Here is an 18,104-nt window from a genome sequence, read left to right on the forward strand (position 1 = left end):
AGCTTCTTTCATTCGGCGGCCAGCGCCACCACGGGGTCTAGGCGTGCCGCCTGCTTGGCCGGCATGTAGCCAAATACCAGGCCCGTGGCCACCGAACAGCCAAACGCGCCGGCGATCGACGTGGCCGAGAAAATCACCGGCACTTCCCACCAGATCAACAGCCCGCCAATCGCCAAACCTGCGGCCGTGCCAATCGCGCCGCCGACCACCGAGACCAGTACCGCCTCTGTGAGAAACTGGCGCAGGATGTCGCGCTGGCGCGCGCCGGTGGCCATACGAATGCCGATCTCGCGGGTGCGTTCACGCACCGTCATCAGCATCACGTTCATCACCCCAATGCCGCCCACCACCAGCGACACGGCGGCAATCAGGCTCAGCATCAAGGTCATGGTGTCGCGGGTCTTGGCCTCGGCCGCAATCGAGGCCGCAGCGTTACCCACGGCAAAGTCCTTGATGCCATGGCGCTCCAGCATCAGCGCTTCCACCGCCTCTTGTGTGCGCTCCACGCCGGTGGCGTCGTCCACGTTCTTCACCGCAATCACGGTGTAGGTGGGTTCACGCTGGCCAAACAGTTTGATGCCCGCGGTGCTGAACGGCATCAGCAACAGGCTGTCTTCATCGCGGTCACCGGTCAGTGCGCCCTTCTCGCTCATCACACCTATCACCTGGAACGGCAGGTTGTCGATCAGGATGTGGCGGCCCACCGGGTTGGGCTCGTCGGGCAGCAGGTCTTTGGCGAGCTTGCTGCCAAGCACCGCCACGGCGGCCATTTCACGCTCGTCCTGCGCGGTGAAGAAGCCACCGCGCGCGACCGGCCAGGTCTGCACCGTGGGCAGCGCAGCGGTGGTGCCGCGCACATAGGTCTGGATGTCCTTGTTGCCGTAACGCACCACTTTGTTGCCGGTGACGTTGGGCAATACGTGGGCGATGTTGGGTAGCTCGGCCACGGCCTCGAGGTCTTGCAGCGTGATACTGCGGCCCGGCACACGCGAGCTTTCGCCTATGGAGGCCATGTACATCAGGTTGGAGCCGAACGCACCCAACTGCGCCACCACCTGCTGCTTGGTGCCCAGGCCAATCGCCAGCATCACAATCACCGAGGCCACACCGATGACGATGCCGAGCAGCGTGAGGCCGGTGCGGAAGCGGTTCACACCCATCACGCGCCAGGCGGCGCGCAAGGCATCGCCTAACTCTGCGAGCCATATGCGGCGTTCATCTGCTGCCGAGCCAAGACTATCAAAATGAGAGCTGCTTGCACTCGCCGAATAAGCGACAGCGGCCGTTTTTTCTTGCGACTCTGCAACAGTGTCAGAAACGATCTGCCCATCGCGTATCTCGATCACGCGGCGCGCCTGCGCCGCCACGCCACGGTCGTGGGTGATGAGGATGATGGTGTGGCCCGCATCGGCCAACTCGTGTAACAAGGCCATCACCTCGCGGCCGCTTTGTGAATCGAGCGCGCCTGTGGGCTCGTCGGCCAGGATGATGCGCCCGCCGTTCATCAGGGCGCGCGCAATCGACACCCGCTGCTGCTGCCCGCCCGAGAGTTGCGACGGCCGGTGCTGCAGCTTGTCACCCAGGCCCAGGCGCTGCAGCAGTTGCTGCGAACGTGCACGACGCGGGCCTTCAGCCATGCCTGCGTAGAGCGCGGGCACTTCCACGTTTTCGCTGGCCGATTCGGTGGCGATCAGGTGGTAGCCCTGGAATACAAAACCAAAGGCCTCGCGCCGCAGCCAGGCCAACTGGTCGGCATCGAGCGCGGCCACGTCCTGGCCGTTGAAGCGGTAACGTCCGCTGCTGGCCTGGTCCAGACAGCCGAGCAAATGCATCAGCGTGGACTTGCCCGAACCCGAGGCCCCGACGATGGCAACAAACTCACCCGCGTAGATGTTGAGGTTGATGCCGCGCAGCACTTCCACCGCGGGGGCATCACCCTCACCACCGTAACGTTTGCGCAGGTCTTCTAAAGCGATCAGCGCTTGGCGTGGCTGCACAACACTCACCACACAAAGCGCCGCACACCGGTGGCGCGCGCCACTTCGCCGGTCACCAGTTTTTCACCCTCGGCCAAGCCGTCGAGCACCTGCACGCTGGTGCGGTTGCGCACGCCCACTTGCACCTGGCGCAGCTCGGCCGCACCATCGGCGCGCAGCACCCGCGCGGTGTAGCGGCCGGGCTCGCCGGGCACGGGTGTCAACGCGGGCAGCGGCACGGTCAGCGTGTCTTGTGCGGCAGCGGTGACGAAGTGCACCTGTGCCGTCATCTGCGGCATGAGTTCGCTGTCGCTGTTGTCCACGTCGAACAGCGCGGTGTAGAGAATCACTTTGCTGGTGGATGGCGCCAGCGCCGTGCCGGCCGCCTTGCCTTCGGGCACGGGCGGCGCGGGCAGCACCTGGCGCACCTTGCCGCTCCAGCGGCGCGGCTTGGCCTCGCCCAGCCCGCCCAGGGTGGTGAAGTACACCGGCATGCCGGGTTTCACGCGGCGCACATCGGCTTCAGAAACTTCGGTCCACACCGTCATGGCCGAGAGGTCGGCGATGCGCAGGATGTTGGGCGTCTGGTAGGTGGCGTTGAGGGTCTGGCCCTCGCGCGCTTCCAGCGACACCACGGTGCCGGCCATGGGCGCGTAGATGCGGGTATAGCCCAGACGCGCTTCGTCGGCCTTTAACGTGGCCTGGGTCTGGTCGATCTGCGCCTTTAGATAATCGATCTTGGCGCCGGCCGAGGTCAGTGTGGCCTCGGCCGTCTGCACGTCTTCCAGACGGGTGGCGTCGTCGCGCAGCATTTGCTGCTGGCGTGTGTGTTGTTGCTGCGCCAGGCGGTGCTGGGCCTGCTGGTCGGCCAGTTGCGCGCGCAGGCCGGCGAGCGCGGCGCGGCTGGCGTCCACCGTGGCCTGTTGCACGCTGGGGTCAATCTCCACCAGCAAGGCGCCCTTTTGCACCTCGCTGCCGGGGCTCACATACAAGCGGTTGACCTGGCCCGACACCTGCGCCCCCACATCCACATAACGCCTGGGCTGCAAAGTGCCAATCGCGCTGACGCTGGACTCGATGGCGCCACGCGTCAGCGTGACCGTTTCAAACTGCGGCGCGCCGCCGCCGCGCCAGGCCAAGGCCGTGCCCACGGCCAAAGCAGCCAGGGCCACAGCAGCCAACAGGCGCAAAGCTTTTGGTTGAGGGCGCACGCGTCGCAAGTTGTCTTGGGTCATTCGTTTGAGCTGGTTACTTGGGCACTTCGAAACTGATGGTGGCGGTGTGGCGCACGTCGTCAAACTTCTTGCCGTCCACAATCGTCGGCAGGCCGCCCACCTTGGCCGAGACCTCCAGCACATACAGGCCGGCAAACGGTGTGGCGATGCTCACCGTGCCGTCCTCAAGCGGGCGCAACACACGGCGCCAGCCGTCCGAGGTCTGCACGTTGACCTGGGTGGCGCTGACCTTGCGGCCCTTGAACACCAGTTGGAAGATGTTGCCGCCAGAGGTCACGGGCACCAGTTCCAGGTCGTTCACGGCCTTGGTTTCACTGCGGCCCAACTTGGCCTGGAAGAAGGTGATGCTGCCGTCCTCACCCACACGGCGCGCGGTGGCACGCAGGTCGCCAGCACCGGTCACCGCTGCGGCGTAAAAGTCGGCCTCGGTCGTCAACGGCAGATCTTTTTCATCGGCCAGGAAGATACGCGCCGAGGCCACGCTGTGGGTCGGCAGCCGCTTGGCGCCCTCCAGCTCACCCAGGTAAACACGCGCCTTGCCAGCCGTGGCCGCGCTGGCAGGCTCCACCCACAGGTATTCGGCCTGGGCGGCACACACCGCAGCCACCAGCCCCATCGCCAACACCATCGATTTAAGAGAGAAAAAACGCATGTTCATCTTGGAATATTTGCTCGCCGCAAAGTAGACAAGCCTGCACAACAGGCCCTTACCTACTATGACCAACGAGAACGTAAAAAGGGCCATCGTTTGATGGCCCCTGCTCGGTAAAAAATTTTTAAGCAGCGTTATGGGGTATGCCGAAGCAAACCCAAAAACATGCAAGTTTTCAGAACTGATACCGCAGCGTGACTTTAGCGCTACGTGGCGCACCATAAAAACCGGTGTCAAACAAGCCAAAGCCCGAGTAGTACTGCTTGTCGAACAGGTTGTCGATGTTGAGTGCCGCCGAGAGTTGTGTGTTGATCTGGTAACGCGCCATCAGATTGACCAGCGCATAACCGTTTTGCTTGACCTGGGCGTAGTCGCCCAGCACCGGGTTCCACACCTTGCCGTAGAAGGCGCTTTGCCAGCTCACGCCGCCGCCCACGGTGAGCGCGTTCCAATCACCGGGCAAGCGGTAGCTGGTGTTCAAGCGCAGCACGTGCTCGGGCTGGCTGGCCATGAGGGTGGAGCCGTAAACCCGCTGACCCTGCGCGTCGCGTGCATAGGTGTAGGTGTAGCCGGCCTGCAGGTTCCAGCCAGGGGCGATCTGCCCGCTGACATCGGCCTCTATGCCCTTGCTGGTCACACCCTGCACGGCGCGGTAGACCGATTCACCATCCACAAAGTCCACATACTCGGCCACATTGTTCTGCTGGATGTGGAAAGCCACCAGACTGGCATTCACGCGCCCATCCAGAAACTCGCCCTTGACCCCGGCTTCGGCGCTTTTACCCTTGATGGCCGGCAGGTACTGGTGGTTCGCATCACGCGAAGACTGCGGCGAGAAGATGCTGGTGTAGCTGGCGTAGAGCGAGGTGCTGTCATTCAAATCCACCACCACCCCCAGGTAAGGTGTGAGCTCGCCGCTCTCATGCAAGCTGCTGCTCAGCGCGGGCGTCACACCATCGCTGTAAACCCGGCTGTCACCCGCGTCGATGTTGCTCACACGCGCGCCCACAATCACCGACCAGGCATCGGCAGGCCGCAGGCGCGTGGCGGCATTAAAACCGGTCTGGCGGCGGTGCTCTGCATACCAGGCGGTTTGCGGGAAAGCCTGCTGCGGGTAATTGCCGGTCCAGTTGAAGATGCTGCCGGGCACCGGCGGGTAGGCCGACTCTGACCACGGGCCATCGGTCTTGGTGTCAGACCACATGGCGCCAAACATGGCGTCGTGTTTGCGGCCGAACAGCTCGTATTGGCCGGCCAGGCTGGCGTTCAGCGTGTTTTGTGTGCGCTTGCCCTGGAAGTCGCCGCTGAAGAAATACATGCCTTCGCCGGTCACCGGGTCGGGGTTGCCGCCGCTGGCCGAGCCCAGGAGCGAGCGGTGCTGGCTGCTCTCGTTGTTCACACTCAGCTTCAGCTTCCAGTCCTTGGCCAGGCGCTGCTCCAGCGTGGCAAACAGGTTGCGCGTTTCCATTTCGCGCGTGCTCCAGGTGGTGGCGGGGTTGAACGAACGGTCGAAGCTGGTGCGGCTGCCATCGCTGTTGAAGATAGGGAAGCCGGTCCAGGTCGAGCCTTTGGGGTCGGTGTGCTGGTAATCCACACCGGCGGTGAGCAAGGTGTCGCGTGTGAGGTCGGCCTCGATCACGCCGTAGCCCACGGTCTTTTTCTGGTGGTAGTGGTCGAGGTAGGAGTCGCGGTCCTGGTAGGCGCCCACCACACGGCCACGCAGGCTGCCGGCGGCGTTCAGCGGGCCGGCCAGATCAACTTCGGTGCGTGCATCGTTCCACGAGCCCAAGCTGCCCGTCACCGAGCCGGTGAACTTGTCGGTAGGCCTCTTGCGTATGAAGTTGACGGTGGCCGAGGGGTCACCCGTGCCACTCATCAAACCGGTGGCGCCCTTGACCACTTCAACACGGTCGAAGATGGTCATGTCGCTGTTGGTGGCGCCCCAGTCGTAGACACCGTCGTAGTCCTTGGTCACACCGTCGTACTGGAAATTGGTGATGGCAAAACCGCGCGCGTTGAAGCTCATGCGGTCGCTGTCGTAGTGGTTGGCGGTAATGCCTGGCACCTGGCGCAGCACATCCGTGACGGTGGTGCTGCCCTGGTCGGTCATCTGCTGGCGCGAGATCACGGTCACGGACTGCGGCGTGTCGCGCAGCGACAGGTTCAAACCCGTGGCGCCGGTCGACGGCCCGGCACTGTAGCTGCCCGTGCCATCGGTACGCGCGTCGCGCGTCGAGGCTGCGGTCACCGTCACCGTGCCCAGGGTGGACGACACACCCGCCTCGGCCGCAGCCGACGCGGGCAAGGCACGCAGCGTATAACCACCACCGGCAGCACGCACTGCGCCCAAGCCCGTGCCTTGCAGGGCCTGCGACAAGGCTTCTTCCACCGCGTAGTGGCCACGCACACCAGTGCTGCGGAGGCCATCGGTCACGGCAGAACCAAAGCTGATCAGCACCCCGGCTTCACGGCCCAGGCGGTTCAGCGTGCCTTCCAGCGGGCCAGCGGGAATGTTGTATTCGCGGCTGTCCTGGCGCGTTTGTTCGGCGCTCGGGGATTGGGCCGAGACGTTGGCGGCCAGGCCACCAAGCACCAGCGAGCCGGCAAACACGGCACGCAAAGCAACGGCCAAGGGTGAGCGGCGAAAGGAATAAGGGGTCTGCATAAAGTCCTTGGGTGAGCATAAAAGTCGAAGTCGGCACGCCGTTTGGCACACGCCTTACCTTCTTGACAAGAAGCCCACCCGAACTAGCTCAGCTTTTTGCAGATTCTTGAAATTCAACTTTGCCGTGGCCTGGGCGGCTGCTGCTGCGGGCGCAGCCTGACCCAGTAGCGCGTAAAGCTGTGCAGCTCCACCGGCAACGCCGAAGTCAGCGCGGCCAGCACCCGGTCGGTGTCGCCCAGCGGATAGACGCCGGATACCCGCAACGCCGCAATCGCCGGGTCGCAACTCAGGCGTCCGCGCCGGTAGCGGCTCAGCTCGGCCAGAAAATCATCGAGCCGCATTTGTGTGGCCACCAGCACACCCTCGGCCCAGGCGCCCGCGCCGTCGCCCATGGGCTTGGGGCTGCTGGCCTGGGTGCGCGTGAAGTCGCCGGTCTCGCCCGCCTGCAGCAACTGCAAGGCATGCGGCGCATCCACGGGCTGCAGCTCCACCGCACCTTGGAGCACGTTGACATTGACGGCATCGGCACCCGCCAGCACCGTGAAACGCGTGCCAATGGCGCGCACACTGCCCGCCATGGTTTGCACCAGAAAAGGCCTACGCAACGGGTCGGCGGCGGTCTGCACCCAGATTTCACCGCGCACCAGTTGCACCACACGGCGCTCGGGGTCAAACACGATGTTGACAGCGCTGCCGGTGTTGAGCATCAGCGTGCTGCCATCGGCCAGCGTCAACGTGCGGCGCTGCCCCACGGCGGTGCTCTCGTCACTCGCCAGGGTCTGCCAGACAGCTTGCTCGCGCAGCAGCGCCGCAGTGCCACCGACGACCACCAGCGCGGTCAGCAGTTGCAGGCTGCGGCGCCTGCGCAACGCGGCCGGCCCGGCCAACGCGGCACGCGCCAGCGGGCCCGACACCCCGGCGAGTTGGCCGCTCACGGCCTCCACCCGCTGCCAGGCGCGTTCGTGCTCGGCATCGGCCGCGCGCCACTGTTGCCAGGCCGCGCGTTGCGCCGCCGACAGCGCTGGCGACTGCAGCAGCATCCACCACTTCACCGCCTGCTGCGCCACGGCCTGCGGCACACGCGTGGTATCCGCACCCGAGGTGCCGAAGGCATCGATTCCTGCCATGGCCCTAGTCCGGAAAAAAACAGCGCATGGCCGCCTTGGCCAGATGGCGCTTCACGGTGGAGACGGAGATCGCCAACTCGGCGGCGATCTCGCTGTGGTTCAAGCCTTCCAGTTGCGCCAGCAGAAACGCTTGTTTGGCAAGCGTGGGCAGGCCGTTCAAACGCCGGTCTATCTCCACCAGGGTTTCCAGCACCATCAGCCGCGCTTCGGGCGCTGGCGCAAATTGCTCGGGCAAGGTGGCCAGCGCATCCAGATAAGCCTGCTCAATGGCGCGCCGCCGCACCTGGTTGATCAGCAGGTGGTTGGCAATGGTGGTGAGAAAGGCGCGTGGCTCCTTGACCTGCGCCACGCCCGGCGCGGTTAACACACGCAGGAAGGCGCTCTGCGCCAGGTCGGCGGCATCAAACGCACACCCTAGCTTGCGGCGCAGCCGCGACACCAGCCAGCCGTGGTGCTCAACGTACATGGACTCGACGAGGGCGAATGCGGACGCGAAATCGGTGGACGAAGAGGTGGACACGCGGCGGGTTAATGTTGAGAATAATTCTCAATTATATGCAGCCACATCCGCCGCCACGTGCAAGCCGCTTTGAGAACTTGCAGCTCCATGTGTGTATGGCGTGGCACGGCACACCAAGCCCGCCCTGGCCAAACAGCCGGTTGCAGCAGCGCTGGTCGAACAGTTGGTAGATGTTCGCAAGGCTGCTGCTAAACGGTTTACAGCTTGGGTGTGTACTTCAGCGTGACCAGCACATTGCGCGGATCACCGTAGTAGTTGCTGCCGTCAACGCCGTTGTACGAGGCGATGTAATAACGCTTGTCGAATACGTTGTTCACGTTGACTGCGATCGACGTGGTGGGTGTGACCTGGAACGCCGCACGTGCACCCCATACCGCAAAGCCCGGCACGTTGAACAAACGGTCGTAGCTGCCGGCCTTGCTCTGCACATTGACCCCGCCGCCCACGCTCAGGCGGCTCCAGTCGCCGGGCAACTTGTAGTCGGCCCAGATGCGCCCCAGGTGTTTGGGTGTCCAGGTGCTGAAGGTTTCGCCCTTGAGTTCCGGGTCTTCCAGGTACTTGGTGGTGTTGTAGGTGTAGCCGGCGGTGAGCTGCAGGCCACGCAGCACTTCACCACTCACCTCGGCCTCAAAGCCTTGGCTGCGCACCTTGCCGGATGCGCTGGAGCAGTACCAACCGTCGCAGGCATAACCCGACGCAAAATCGGTCACGGCGCGGTTCTTGTGGTCGTAGCGGAACACCGCGAACGAAGTGTTCACGCGGCCGTCGAGTAATTCACCCTTCAAGCCCAGCTCGAGGTTGCTGCCTTCCACCGGCGGCAAGGCCGTACCGGCCGCGCTGCGCACCGACTGCGGCTCGAACACGTCGGCGTAGCTGCCGTAGGCCGACCATTGTTTGTCGAGCGCATAGACCAAGCCAAGGTAGGGCGTAACCTTGCCGCTGGCACTCGCCGTGTCTTTGTAGTCGTTTTCCGGCTGGGCATAGGTTTGCTCGTACCAGCTCACGCGGCCGCCCACGATAGACGTCAGCCGCTCGCTGAGTTTGGCGCGCCAGGTGCCGTACACGCCCTTTTGCTCGGTGTCGTAGTTGCTCAGCGTATGGAAGCCGCGTGCCGCAATGCTGGCGTAGTCTTGCGCGGGGCGGTTGTGGTCGATGTTGAAGATATCGGCCCCCGTGGTCCAGACACGCGCAAAAGCATCGTCGGTGGTGTACTTGGAGTAATTGGCCCCCACCACCACCTCGTGTGTCAGCCCCAGGGCTTCGAAACCACCGCGCAGGTAAACGTCGAATGCACGCTGTTCACCCGTGAGCTTGGTGGCGAAGTCGCCATACATGGAACCACTGCCGTCCGGCGCAATCGTGCCCGCCATACGCTGATGCGCCGAGCTGTTTTTCTCGTTCATGCCCAGCGCCGCCAGCTTCAGGCTCCAGCGGTCATTAAACTGATGCGCCAGGTCGGCATAAACACTGGTCTGGTCGTTGTTGGCGCGGTTCCAATTGGCGCCGGTGTAGGTGGAACGCGCCAGGCCGAGGTCACCACCATCGCTGTAACGCGGCAGGCCAATAAAGCTGGGGCGGCCCTCGGTGGTTTTGTTGCTCACACCCAAGCCGACCGTGGTCTGCGCGCTGATGTCGTAATCCAGCGCGCCATAGACGCTGGTGGTGCGGCTCCAGACGCTGTCGATGAACGAATGGCTTTTGTCTTCGTCCAGCACCACGCGGCCACGCAAAATGCCCTCGGCGTTCAGCGGACCACCGGCATCAAGCTGCGCGCCATAGTGATCCCACGAGCCGGCCTTGGCGGTCAGCGTGATGGTGGGCTCGGCCTGGCCGCGTTTACGCACGAAGTTGATGGCGCCGCCCGGGCTGCCGGCGCCCTGCAGCAAACCAGCCGCGCCGCGCAGCACTTCGACGCGGTCGTAGAACACCAGGGTTTCGCTGCCCCAGTTGCCCAGCGAGTAGGTGTTGCGCGGCACACCCACACCGTCGTATTGCATGGTGTCGATCAGGAAACCACGCGAGGTGACGGCAATACCCGGGCCCATGCCCTGGGTGGCCACCAGGCCGGTGGTGTTGTTCACCACATCGGCCAGGCTGACCAGGTTTTGGTCGTCCATGCGCTGGCGTGTGATCACGCTGATGGACTGTGGAATGTCCTTCAGCGCCACATCACCCTTGGCCAGGCTGACGGCACGTGCGGCGTACGCGCCCGTGCCTTCGGTAGTGGCATTACGCTCGGCCTGCGCCGTCACGGTGACCGCGCCCAAGGTGCTGCCGGTCGCGACTGCTGCGCCTGAGACGCCAAGGGCTGCGGCAGCACCGGCGTCGACCTTGCGCAAGGTGTAGCTGCCGTCAGTGCGCGGCACCATCTGCAGCCCGCTGCCAGCCAGCAGCCGGGCCAGGGCTTCGCGCACCGCAAAGTGACCGCTCAAGGCCGGGCTGGTCAGCCCTTCCGTCAGTGCCGGATCAAATGACAGCGCCAGGCCCGCGCCGCTCGCAACACCCGACAAGGTGCGCCCCAACGGGCCCGCTGGCAGGTTGTAGGCTTTGGGTGTGCTGTCGACCAGCGCCGGCGCCTCAGCGGCGAGGGCATGAGTGCTGCTACCGGCTGCGGCGGCCAGGGCCATGCCCAGCAGGGCCGCGCGTATGGCGCGTACGGAAGGACGAACAGAATCGGGACGGGCGGCGGACATGAAGAGCGGACCTTTCGGAAAGACAAGTTGAAGACTTCTCTTTCCATGCCAGTCCACACGCGAAAAAGTCTCACCCTTTTTGAAGTTTATTTTTTGCGTCGCCTTAACGCGGCACCAGGGTCAGCCAATAACCGCGCAAACGCGTCACCGCTTCCAGCGGGTAAGTGGACACCAGCATGCGCAGGGCGCGCTCCGGCTCGGCCAGCGGAAAAGCCCCCGAGATACGCACATCGGCCACCGCCGGGTCGACGCGCAAAAAGCCGCTGCGCCAGCGGTCCAGTTCGGCGCAGAAGTCGGCCAGGCGCAGCTTGTCGGCCAGCAGCATGCCGTGGCGCCAGGCGACGGCGCTCTCATCCACAGGCAACATCTCGGCCACGCTGCTGTCGGTGAACGTGATTTGCTGGCCCGCCGGCACCAGCTGTGAAGCCGCATTTCGCGGCTCTATGCGCACCGCGCTTTCCAGCACCGCAAGCTGTGTGCGCCCTTCTTGCTGGCGTACGCTGAAACGTGTGCCCAGCGCCTGCATCTGGCCTTGCGCCGTGCCCACACGGAACGGCCGGTAGGGGCTGGACGGATCGGGCGCGGTCTGCACCCAGATCTCACCGGCGCGCAAATGGATGAAACGCTGGGTAGCGTCAAACCGCACATCGACGGCGCTGGCGGTGGACAAGGTGAGCAGTGTGCCGTCGGCCAAGCTGACATCGCGCGATTCGCCGGTGGCGGTGCGGTAGTCGGCGGTCCATCCGCTGCGGCTGGCCATCTGCCACGCGGCCCAGCCCGCAGGTGCCACGGCCAGCAATGCGGCCAGCTTGGTCACTGCAGCCCGCCGCGTCGGGCCGCGTGCACGCAAAGGCCGGTTCAGCGCGGGCATGGCCAGCGACGCGGGCAGGCCGCCAAACTTTTGCATCAATTGCTCGGCCCGGCACCAGGCTTGGGCGTGTGCCGGATGGCTTTGGCGCCAGCGCTCAAAGGCCGCGCGGTCGGCATCGGATACAGCACTGTCGTTCAACTGCATCAGCCAGTCGGCGGCTTCATCCAGAATGCGCGGCGCGATGCTGGCGGGTTCAGCCGCGCGGGCGATACCGTTGATGCCGTTCATGCCATCAGCTCCATACACTGCCTGAACGCCTCGCGCATGTAGCGCTTCACCGTGGTCAGCGACACGCCGGTTTGCGCGGCGATGTCTTCGTACTTCAGGCCCTCGAGCTGCGACAGCAAAAACACCCGGCGCACCAAAGGCTGCAGAGCATCCAGCATGGCATCGATCTCGTGCAGCGTCTGCAGAACAATGGCCCGCTGTTCGGGTGATGGCGCCTCGGGCTCGGGCAGCAGCGCCAGCGCCTCCAGATACGCACGCTCCAAAGCCTGGCGCTTGTACCAGTTGACCAGCACACCGCGCGCCACCGTGGTGAGGTAGGCGCGCGGCTCCGCTATCGCCACCGGGTTGCGCGCCGAGAGAATACGCATAAAGGTGTCTTGCGCCAGGTCGGCCGCGTCAAACGTATTGCCCAGTTTTTTGCGCAGCCAGGCCTGCAACCAGCCGTTGTGGTCGGTGTAGAGCGTGGCGATTTCTTGGCGGAGCGCGTGGTCGGCGGCTGGCATGGCGGTCACGTGTAGAAAACGGGCAACAACCCGCTTATTAATAAGAATAATTCTTATTCTAGTTGTATCCAGATTTTGTTCGTCGACTCTAAAATGAGAATAATTCGCAACAAAATCTTAGCCCGCTGCTGCGCCATGCCCGCCACATCCACCCCGCTGACCGTGCAATCGCTCTATCTCAACCACCACGGTTGGCTGCGCGCATGGCTGTTGCGGCGCCTGGGCTGCAGCCACAGCGCGGCCGATCTGGCGCAGGACACCTTTGTGCGGGTGTTGCTGCGCCCGCAGGTGTTGCCAACGTTACGCGAACCGCGCGCCTACCTCACCACGCTGGCCAAAGGTGTGGTGAGTGAACACTGGCGGCGCAAGGCCTTGGAGCAGGCCTGGCTGGACGCGCTGGCGCTGTTGCCCGAGCCCTTGGCCATGTCGCCGGAAGACCGCTTGCAACTGCTGCAAACGCTGGACGAGATCGACGCCATGCTCGACGGCATGGCACCCAAGGCACGTGAGGCGTTTGTGCTGTCGCAACTCGAAGGGCTGAGCTACGCGCACATTGCCGAGCGCCTGCAGTTGAGCGAACGCACCATCAAGCGCTACATGGCGCAGGGCTTTGAACGCTGCCTGGCGGTGATCGAATGAGTGCAGCTTCACCGCTGGAGCCAGCAGTGCTGCACGCCGCCGCGCAGTGGCTGGTGCGCCTGCATTCGGGCGAGGCCAATGCGGCCGACCACGCCGCTTTTGAAGGCTGGCGCAACGCCCACCCGGCACACCAACAGGCCTGGCAACGGGCCGAGCGTTTGTCGCAAAAGTTTGGCGCCGTGCCGGCCCAACTCGGAGTGCCCGTGCTCGCGCGCCAGCAGCGCAGCAATCGCCGCGCCGCGCTGCGCACGCTGGCCGTCCTGGGCAGCGTGGCACCCGCCGCATGGCTGGGCTGGCGTATGGCGCCGTGGGCGCCATGGTCGGCAGACCACCATACCGCCACCGGTGAACGCCGTGAGATCACGCTGGCCGACGGCAGCCGTGTGCTGCTCGACACTGCCAGTGCCGTATCAGTCAAATTTGATAGTGGCTTGCGCACGCTGGTACTGCGCGCAGGGGCTGTTTTAATCACCACCGCAGCCGACCCTGGGCCGCAGCACCGCCCGTTTGTGGTGGAGACGGTACAAGGCCGTTTGCGCGCACTCGGTACCCGCTTCATGGTGCGCCAGGAGCACGACGCTGCCCATAGCCCGGTACGCCTCAGCGTGACCGAGGGTGCGGTCGAGGTGACGCTGCGCGGTGCCGCCACACCGGCGCTGGTGCTGCCTGCCGGTCAACAAACTGTGCTCACCCCTCAGGGCGCGGCGCCAGCCCAGGCTGCGGCGCCCGAAGCCCTGACATGGACGGCCGGTGTGCTGTATGCCGACAACATGCGCCTCGTGGATTTCTGCGCCGAGTTGTCACGCTACCGCCCGGGCCTGCTGCACTGCACGACCGAAGTGGCCGAGCTGCGCATCTCGGGCGCGTTTCAACTGCAAGACACCGACTATGTGCTGGCCATGCTGGCCAGCACGCTGCCGGTGCAGGTGGTGCTGCGCACCCGCTATTGGGTGAGCGTGGTACCGGCCTGAAAAATACCGCCGATATTTTCGATTTCCTTGTCCCTTTTCAGAATCTCATCGGGCAAGCCATGGAGCCGCGCTGTGATCGCGGCATAGACAACAGAGGAATCCATGGCCTTGATCTCTTCCGCCCGCCCCTTCCGCCCGTTCCGCCTTAGCCGCGTCACCCTAGGCACACGCAGCCTGTGCTTCAGCCTCGCCCTTGCGGCAGGCTCTGCGGCCATGGCGCAGACCACGCCCGCAAACCCAGCGGCGCGCACGGCCAGCTATGACATTCCAGCCGGCGCATTGGGCCCGGCCTTGTCGCGCTTTGCCGCCAGTGCGGGTATCACGCTATCGTTTGAACCCACGCTCACAGACGGGCGCAGCACCGCTGGTTTACACGGCAGCCACACGCTGAGTTCGGGCTTCAGCCAATTGCTTGCAGGCAGCGGCTTGGAAGCCGTGCCACGCGAAGGCGGCGGCTACACGCTGCGCCGCGCAACCGGCGCAAGCTCGGCGGCGGCGGCAAGCGCAGCAGGCGCCACCACGCTAGGTGAAGTGCAGGTGACCGCACAGGCCGAGCGCAGCGCCATCACCGAAGGCTCGGCCTCGTACACCAGTGCCAACGTGAGCATAGGCCGCGGTGATCTGAGTCTGCGCGAAATTCCGCAATCCATCTCGGTGGTGACGCGCCAGCGCATGGACGACCAAAACCTCTACACGCTGGACGAAGTGCTGGAAGCCACCACCGGCGTCACCACGTTCCAAAGTCCTTCGGGTGGCAAGTACTACTACTCGCGTGGCTTTTTGTTCAGCACGTTCCAATACGATGGTGTGCCACTGGAGCGTTCGTCCTACGCCATAGGCAGCGGCTTCACCAGCGACAGCTTCCTCTACGACCGCGTGGAAGTGCTGCGCGGCCCGGCGGGTTTGCTGCAAGGTGCGGGCAGCCCGGGCGGCACACTGAACCTGGTGCGCAAACGGCCGACGGCGGAGAAGACGTTTGTGTTCTCGGCAAGCGCGGGCTCATGGGACCACTACCGCAGCACACTCGACGCCAGCGGCGCGCTGAACGCCGACGGCAGCCTGCGTGGCCGTGCCGGACTCTCGGCGGAAGACCAACGCTACTTCTATGACACCGCCAAGAGCCGCAAAAACGTGCTCTACGGCACGCTCGAATTCGACATCTCCGCAGCCACCAGCATCGCCGCCGGTGTCAGCATCGAAGATCTTGACGCACTGCCCTACTGGGGCGGCCTGCCGCGCAACACCGACGGCAGCGCCGTCAACGTGCGCCGCTCCACCTTCACCGGCGCCAACTGGAACACCTGGCAGAACACACAAAAGACCTTGTTCGCGGACCTCACGCACCGCTTCAACGACCAATGGACGCTGAAGGCCGCCGGCATGGTGCTCAAAGAAAGCAACGACATGCAGTATTCGTTTGGTCGCGGTGCGGTGAACGCCGCCAGCGGCGACGGCATGGTGTCGCGGGCCTACCTGTACGACTTTGAAAACACCAACAAGGGCCTGGATGTGAACCTCACCGGGCACTTCAGCGCCTGGGGGCTGCAACAGCAGATGGTGCTGGGCGCGAACGCCAGCCGCCTGAAGACCGATGACCTGGCTGCGGGCCTGATCAACCTCGGGCCCATGAACATCTACAACCCGGTGTCACCACGCGAACCTTCGCTCAGCGAGTTGATGAACACCTCCTACACCAGCTATTCGCAACGCACGGTGCGCCAGGATGGCCTCTACGGTGTGGGCCGACTCAAGTTGACCGAGCCGCTGACCCTGGTGCTGGGCGGCCGCGTGGGCAGTTACCACTACCAGGTGGACTCGCAACGCTACATGACGGGTGCTCAGGCCAGCAGCCGCATGGACGCCAGCCATGAGTTCACGCCCTACGGCGGGCTGATCTATGACCTGAACAAAAACTGGTCGACCTATGTGAGCTACACCGACGTGTTCCAGCCCCAGGGCGAACTGGATGCGGCCGGGCAGTTCCTCAAGCCGATCAAGGGCAGCAACCTGGAGGCCGGGGTAAAAGGCAGCTTCTACGATGGCAAGCTCAACACCGCTCTGGCCCTGTTCCGCATCGACCAGGTCAACCGCGCACAAGTGGATTACAACGCCGACATGAACTGCGACGGCTGGTACTGCTCCACCGCGTCTGGCAAGGTGCGCAGCCAAGGTGTGGATGCCGAAATCAGTGGCGAAGTCTTGCGTGGCCTGCAGCTGTTTGCCGGCTACACCTACACCAGCAACAAATACCGCAGCAACCCCGAAGACGAAACCCAGGTGGGCCAGACCGCCAACAGCTACACACCGCGCCACCTGCTGCGCGTGGCAGCGGACTACCGGCTTCCCGGCGATCTGAGCGCCTGGAACCTGGGCCTTGGCGCCAACATCCAAAGCGAAAATTTCCACACCAACTACGGCGGCACGGGCGGTGTCGACCGCATCACACAACCGGGTTATGCGGTGTGGAATGCGCGCCTGGGCTACCAGATCAACAAGCAGTGGTCAGCGGCGCTAAACATCAACAACCTGTTTGACAAGCGTTACTTCAGCACCATTGGCTGGCTGTACGCCGACAACCATTTTGGTGAGCCACGCAACGCCACGCTGACGCTGCGTGGCAAGTTCTAGACCAACAGCAGAAGCAGCGTGCTGCCGGTCAGCCCGGCGGCCACTGCAGCCCGCGCCGACACGCGCGGCGCATAACTCAGCCCGCCCACAACCAACAGCGCGCCGACCGACAAAAAGCCCAGCCACACAACGCTGCCCACGCTGCCACCCCAGCCCCACACACAGGGCAGCACGGCGGCGGCCAGCAGCGCCCCGCCCACCACACGCAAACCCCAGCGTGCCGCGGCCGTGGCGTCGCGCCCCCACACCTGCGCATGGTGCCGGTCTATGGCCAAGCATAGGCCGGCCATGCCCGCATAAGACAACAGCAATGCGCCGATGCAGCACAGTCCCAAACTCATCACGCACTCTCCGTTTCAGCCAAAGCAGACAGGGTGGAGATCGGTGGGCGAGCCTTGGGTGTCGCCTTGTTTTGACGCTTGCGCCCGGCTTGTCGCGCGGCCCAAGCACTGCCAACAGCGAACGCCAGCACGGTGAGTTCCACCCCGGCGCTCTCCCAATCGTTGCGCGCAATCTGCGCCCATAGCTTGTCGCCGGTGCTCAGCCAGTTGAGCAGCGGCAGCAATGCACACAGCGCAGCCAAGGCCCAGAGTTGCTCGACCCAGGCGCGTGCCGGTGGCCGCACAAAGGCATGCACCAGCGTCAGCAGCCACACGGCAAAAAACACCCTCACCTCCCAGTCGCCACGCTGCGGCAAACCCAGCGGCACCAGACGGTTGGCCCACAGGTAGGCGATACAAGCCACGGCCAGACCGGCAATCGCGGCCACGTTCAAACCTTCGACCAGCCGGTAGACCCCGGCGGTGGCGGCGCCGAACTCGCGGCCGTGTTTGCTGCGGCGCTTCACCATGAACAGAATAGCCCCCGTCGCCATCATGGCCGTGCCCGCCAGGCCACACACAAAATAAAGCCACTTCACGGCCAGCCCGCCAAACGTGGCCATGTGTAAATCCCCCATCACCTGCTGCACCAGCAGGCTGGAACCACCGTTGACAGCACCCGGCAAACGTACCCGCAACACCTCACCGCTGGCCGCAGAGAAAAACACCATGCCGGTGGTGCCGCTGAGGCGCGTGGTTTGCTCAGCGTCTTCGTTCCAGCCGTAGATGCCAATACGCATGGAGGCATCGCCCGGGTTGTCGAGCACCACCGCGCGCACCTTCTGGCCCATGAGTTGTTCGGCGCGCGCGACAAACGGCTCCATGTCGGGCACGGCCAAAGCTTGGCCTATACGCTGGGGTTTGCCGGGGTCGTTGATGGCCGTGAAAAAGGCCGCAGAGCCGCCCTGCCCGGCAAACGCCGCCAGGCCCGGGGCGGGCACAAAGCTGCGGCCGGAGATCGCCAGGCCGGTGTAGGCGATCATGAACAGAAACGGCAGCGTGAGCACGGCCACGGC

The 18,104-nt window shown here is 64.4% G+C and carries 15 protein-coding genes; 3 read left to right on the forward strand and 12 right to left on the reverse strand.

The genetic code is table 11. The features are described 5' to 3' along the window. Window positions 1-8: 8 nt before the first annotated feature. The 9 genes from ACFQ95_RS24400 to ACFQ95_RS24440 all read right to left on the reverse strand — a co-directional run bounded on the left by ACFQ95_RS24400 (window position 9) and on the right by ACFQ95_RS24440 (window position 12,470). The gene (locus ACFQ95_RS24400) at window positions 9-2,006 is read right to left on the reverse strand and encodes a MacB family efflux pump subunit (RefSeq protein ID WP_422835315.1); all 1,998 of its coding nucleotides are present in this window, start codon (window positions 2,004-2,006) and stop codon (window positions 9-11) included. Continuing rightward, window positions 2,003-3,211, reverse strand: a complete 1,209-nt coding sequence (locus tag ACFQ95_RS24405; RefSeq protein WP_422835317.1) for an efflux RND transporter periplasmic adaptor subunit — start codon at window positions 3,209-3,211, stop codon at window positions 2,003-2,005. The genes ACFQ95_RS24400 and ACFQ95_RS24405 overlap by 4 nt, the downstream gene beginning before the upstream one ends. 13 nt (window positions 3,212-3,224) lie before the next feature. After that, window positions 3,225-3,863 (reverse strand): hypothetical protein, encoded by a 639-nt coding sequence (locus ACFQ95_RS24410; RefSeq protein ID WP_422835318.1) that lies wholly within the window; start codon window positions 3,861-3,863, stop codon window positions 3,225-3,227. Window positions 3,864-4,038: 175 nt separating this feature from the next. After that, a complete protein-coding gene (locus ACFQ95_RS24415) occupies window positions 4,039-6,495 on the reverse strand; it encodes a TonB-dependent siderophore receptor (protein WP_422835320.1) in 2,457 nt (818 codons plus the stop codon). Between the two features lie 146 nt (window positions 6,496-6,641). Then, complete coding sequence (locus tag ACFQ95_RS24420; RefSeq protein ID WP_422835322.1) at window positions 6,642-7,655, reverse strand: FecR domain-containing protein; 1,014 nt, start codon at window positions 7,653-7,655, stop codon at window positions 6,642-6,644. A gap of 4 nt (window positions 7,656-7,659) precedes the next feature. Then, window positions 7,660-8,175 (reverse strand): sigma-70 family RNA polymerase sigma factor, encoded by a 516-nt coding sequence (locus ACFQ95_RS24425; protein WP_422835324.1) that lies wholly within the window; start codon window positions 8,173-8,175, stop codon window positions 7,660-7,662. 197 nt (window positions 8,176-8,372) lie between these two features. Further along, on the reverse strand, window positions 8,373-10,868 hold the full coding sequence (locus ACFQ95_RS24430) for a TonB-dependent siderophore receptor (protein WP_422835326.1): 2,496 nt from the start codon (window positions 10,866-10,868) through the stop codon (window positions 8,373-8,375). Between the two features lie 103 nt (window positions 10,869-10,971). Continuing rightward, window positions 10,972-11,967 carry a FecR domain-containing protein gene (locus tag ACFQ95_RS24435; protein WP_422835328.1) on the reverse strand — a complete coding sequence of 332 codons (996 nt, stop codon included), beginning with the start codon at window positions 11,965-11,967 and terminating at the stop codon, window positions 10,972-10,974. Next, window positions 11,964-12,470, reverse strand: a complete 507-nt coding sequence (locus ACFQ95_RS24440) for a sigma-70 family RNA polymerase sigma factor (protein WP_422835329.1) — start codon at window positions 12,468-12,470, stop codon at window positions 11,964-11,966. Before ACFQ95_RS24440 ends, ACFQ95_RS24435 begins: the two co-directional genes overlap by 4 nt. 135 nt (window positions 12,471-12,605) lie before the next feature. On the opposite strand from ACFQ95_RS24440, the gene ACFQ95_RS24445 reads away from it, so the two are divergent. Together ACFQ95_RS24445 and ACFQ95_RS24450 are read left to right on the forward strand one after the other, a co-directional pair. After that, window positions 12,606-13,109, forward strand: coding sequence for a sigma-70 family RNA polymerase sigma factor (locus ACFQ95_RS24445; protein ID WP_422835330.1), 504 nt, complete (start codon window positions 12,606-12,608; stop codon window positions 13,107-13,109). Next, a complete protein-coding gene (locus ACFQ95_RS24450) occupies window positions 13,106-14,080 on the forward strand; it encodes a FecR domain-containing protein (protein ID WP_422835332.1) in 975 nt (324 codons plus the stop codon). The genes ACFQ95_RS24445 and ACFQ95_RS24450 overlap by 4 nt, the downstream gene beginning before the upstream one ends. Here the strand turns inward: ACFQ95_RS24450 and ACFQ95_RS24455 are convergent. Further along, a complete protein-coding gene (locus tag ACFQ95_RS24455; protein ID WP_422835334.1) occupies window positions 14,053-14,184 on the reverse strand; it encodes a hypothetical protein in 132 nt (43 codons plus the stop codon). The genes ACFQ95_RS24450 and ACFQ95_RS24455 overlap by 28 nt on opposite strands. Between ACFQ95_RS24455 and ACFQ95_RS24460 the strand changes: the two genes are divergently transcribed. Further along, window positions 14,183-16,708: a TonB-dependent siderophore receptor gene (locus ACFQ95_RS24460; protein ID WP_422835335.1), complete on the forward strand. Its 2,526-nt coding sequence runs from the start codon at window positions 14,183-14,185 to the stop codon at window positions 16,706-16,708. The genes ACFQ95_RS24455 and ACFQ95_RS24460 overlap by 2 nt on opposite strands. Here ACFQ95_RS24460 and ACFQ95_RS24465 read toward each other — a convergent pair. Next, complete coding sequence (locus ACFQ95_RS24465) at window positions 16,705-17,049, reverse strand: DUF3325 domain-containing protein (RefSeq protein ID WP_422835336.1); 345 nt, start codon at window positions 17,047-17,049, stop codon at window positions 16,705-16,707. The genes ACFQ95_RS24460 and ACFQ95_RS24465 overlap by 4 nt on opposite strands. Then, a partial coding sequence (locus ACFQ95_RS24470) for a PepSY-associated TM helix domain-containing protein (protein ID WP_422835338.1) occupies window positions 17,049-18,104 on the reverse strand: 1,056 nt, incomplete at its 5' end. The genes ACFQ95_RS24465 and ACFQ95_RS24470, both read right to left, overlap by 1 nt.

Source organism: Variovorax sp. HJSM1_2 (assembly GCF_049316285.1).
Classification (GTDB): domain Bacteria; phylum Pseudomonadota; class Gammaproteobacteria; order Burkholderiales; family Burkholderiaceae_C; genus Rhodoferax_B.

Bases quoted from the DNA above. Each gene is read 5' to 3' on its own strand.
- ACFQ95_RS24465 (WP_422835336.1), bottom strand. From the start codon at position 17,049: ATGAGTTTGGGACTGTGCTGCATCGGCGCATTGCTGTTGTCTTATGCG.
- ACFQ95_RS24430 (WP_422835326.1), bottom strand. From the start codon at position 10,868: ATGTCCGCCGCCCGTCCCGATTCTGTTCGTCCTTCCGTACGCGCCATA.
- ACFQ95_RS24450 (WP_422835332.1), top strand. From the start codon at position 13,106: ATGAGTGCAGCTTCACCGCTGGAGCCAGCAGTGCTGCACGCCGCCGCG.
- ACFQ95_RS24410 (WP_422835318.1), bottom strand. From the start codon at position 3,863: ATGCGTTTTTTCTCTCTTAAATCGATGGTGTTGGCGATGGGGCTGGTG.
- ACFQ95_RS24455 (WP_422835334.1), bottom strand. From the start codon at position 14,184: ATGGATTCCTCTGTTGTCTATGCCGCGATCACAGCGCGGCTCCATGGC.
- ACFQ95_RS24460 (WP_422835335.1), top strand. From the start codon at position 14,183: ATGGCCTTGATCTCTTCCGCCCGCCCCTTCCGCCCGTTCCGCCTTAGC.
- ACFQ95_RS24445 (WP_422835330.1), top strand. From the start codon at position 12,606: ATGCCCGCCACATCCACCCCGCTGACCGTGCAATCGCTCTATCTCAAC.
- ACFQ95_RS24435 (WP_422835328.1), bottom strand. From the start codon at position 11,967: ATGAACGGCATCAACGGTATCGCCCGCGCGGCTGAACCCGCCAGCATC.
- ACFQ95_RS24405 (WP_422835317.1), bottom strand. From the start codon at position 3,211: ATGACCCAAGACAACTTGCGACGCGTGCGCCCTCAACCAAAAGCTTTG.
- ACFQ95_RS24420 (WP_422835322.1), bottom strand. From the start codon at position 7,655: ATGGCAGGAATCGATGCCTTCGGCACCTCGGGTGCGGATACCACGCGT.
- ACFQ95_RS24440 (WP_422835329.1), bottom strand. From the start codon at position 12,470: ATGCCAGCCGCCGACCACGCGCTCCGCCAAGAAATCGCCACGCTCTAC.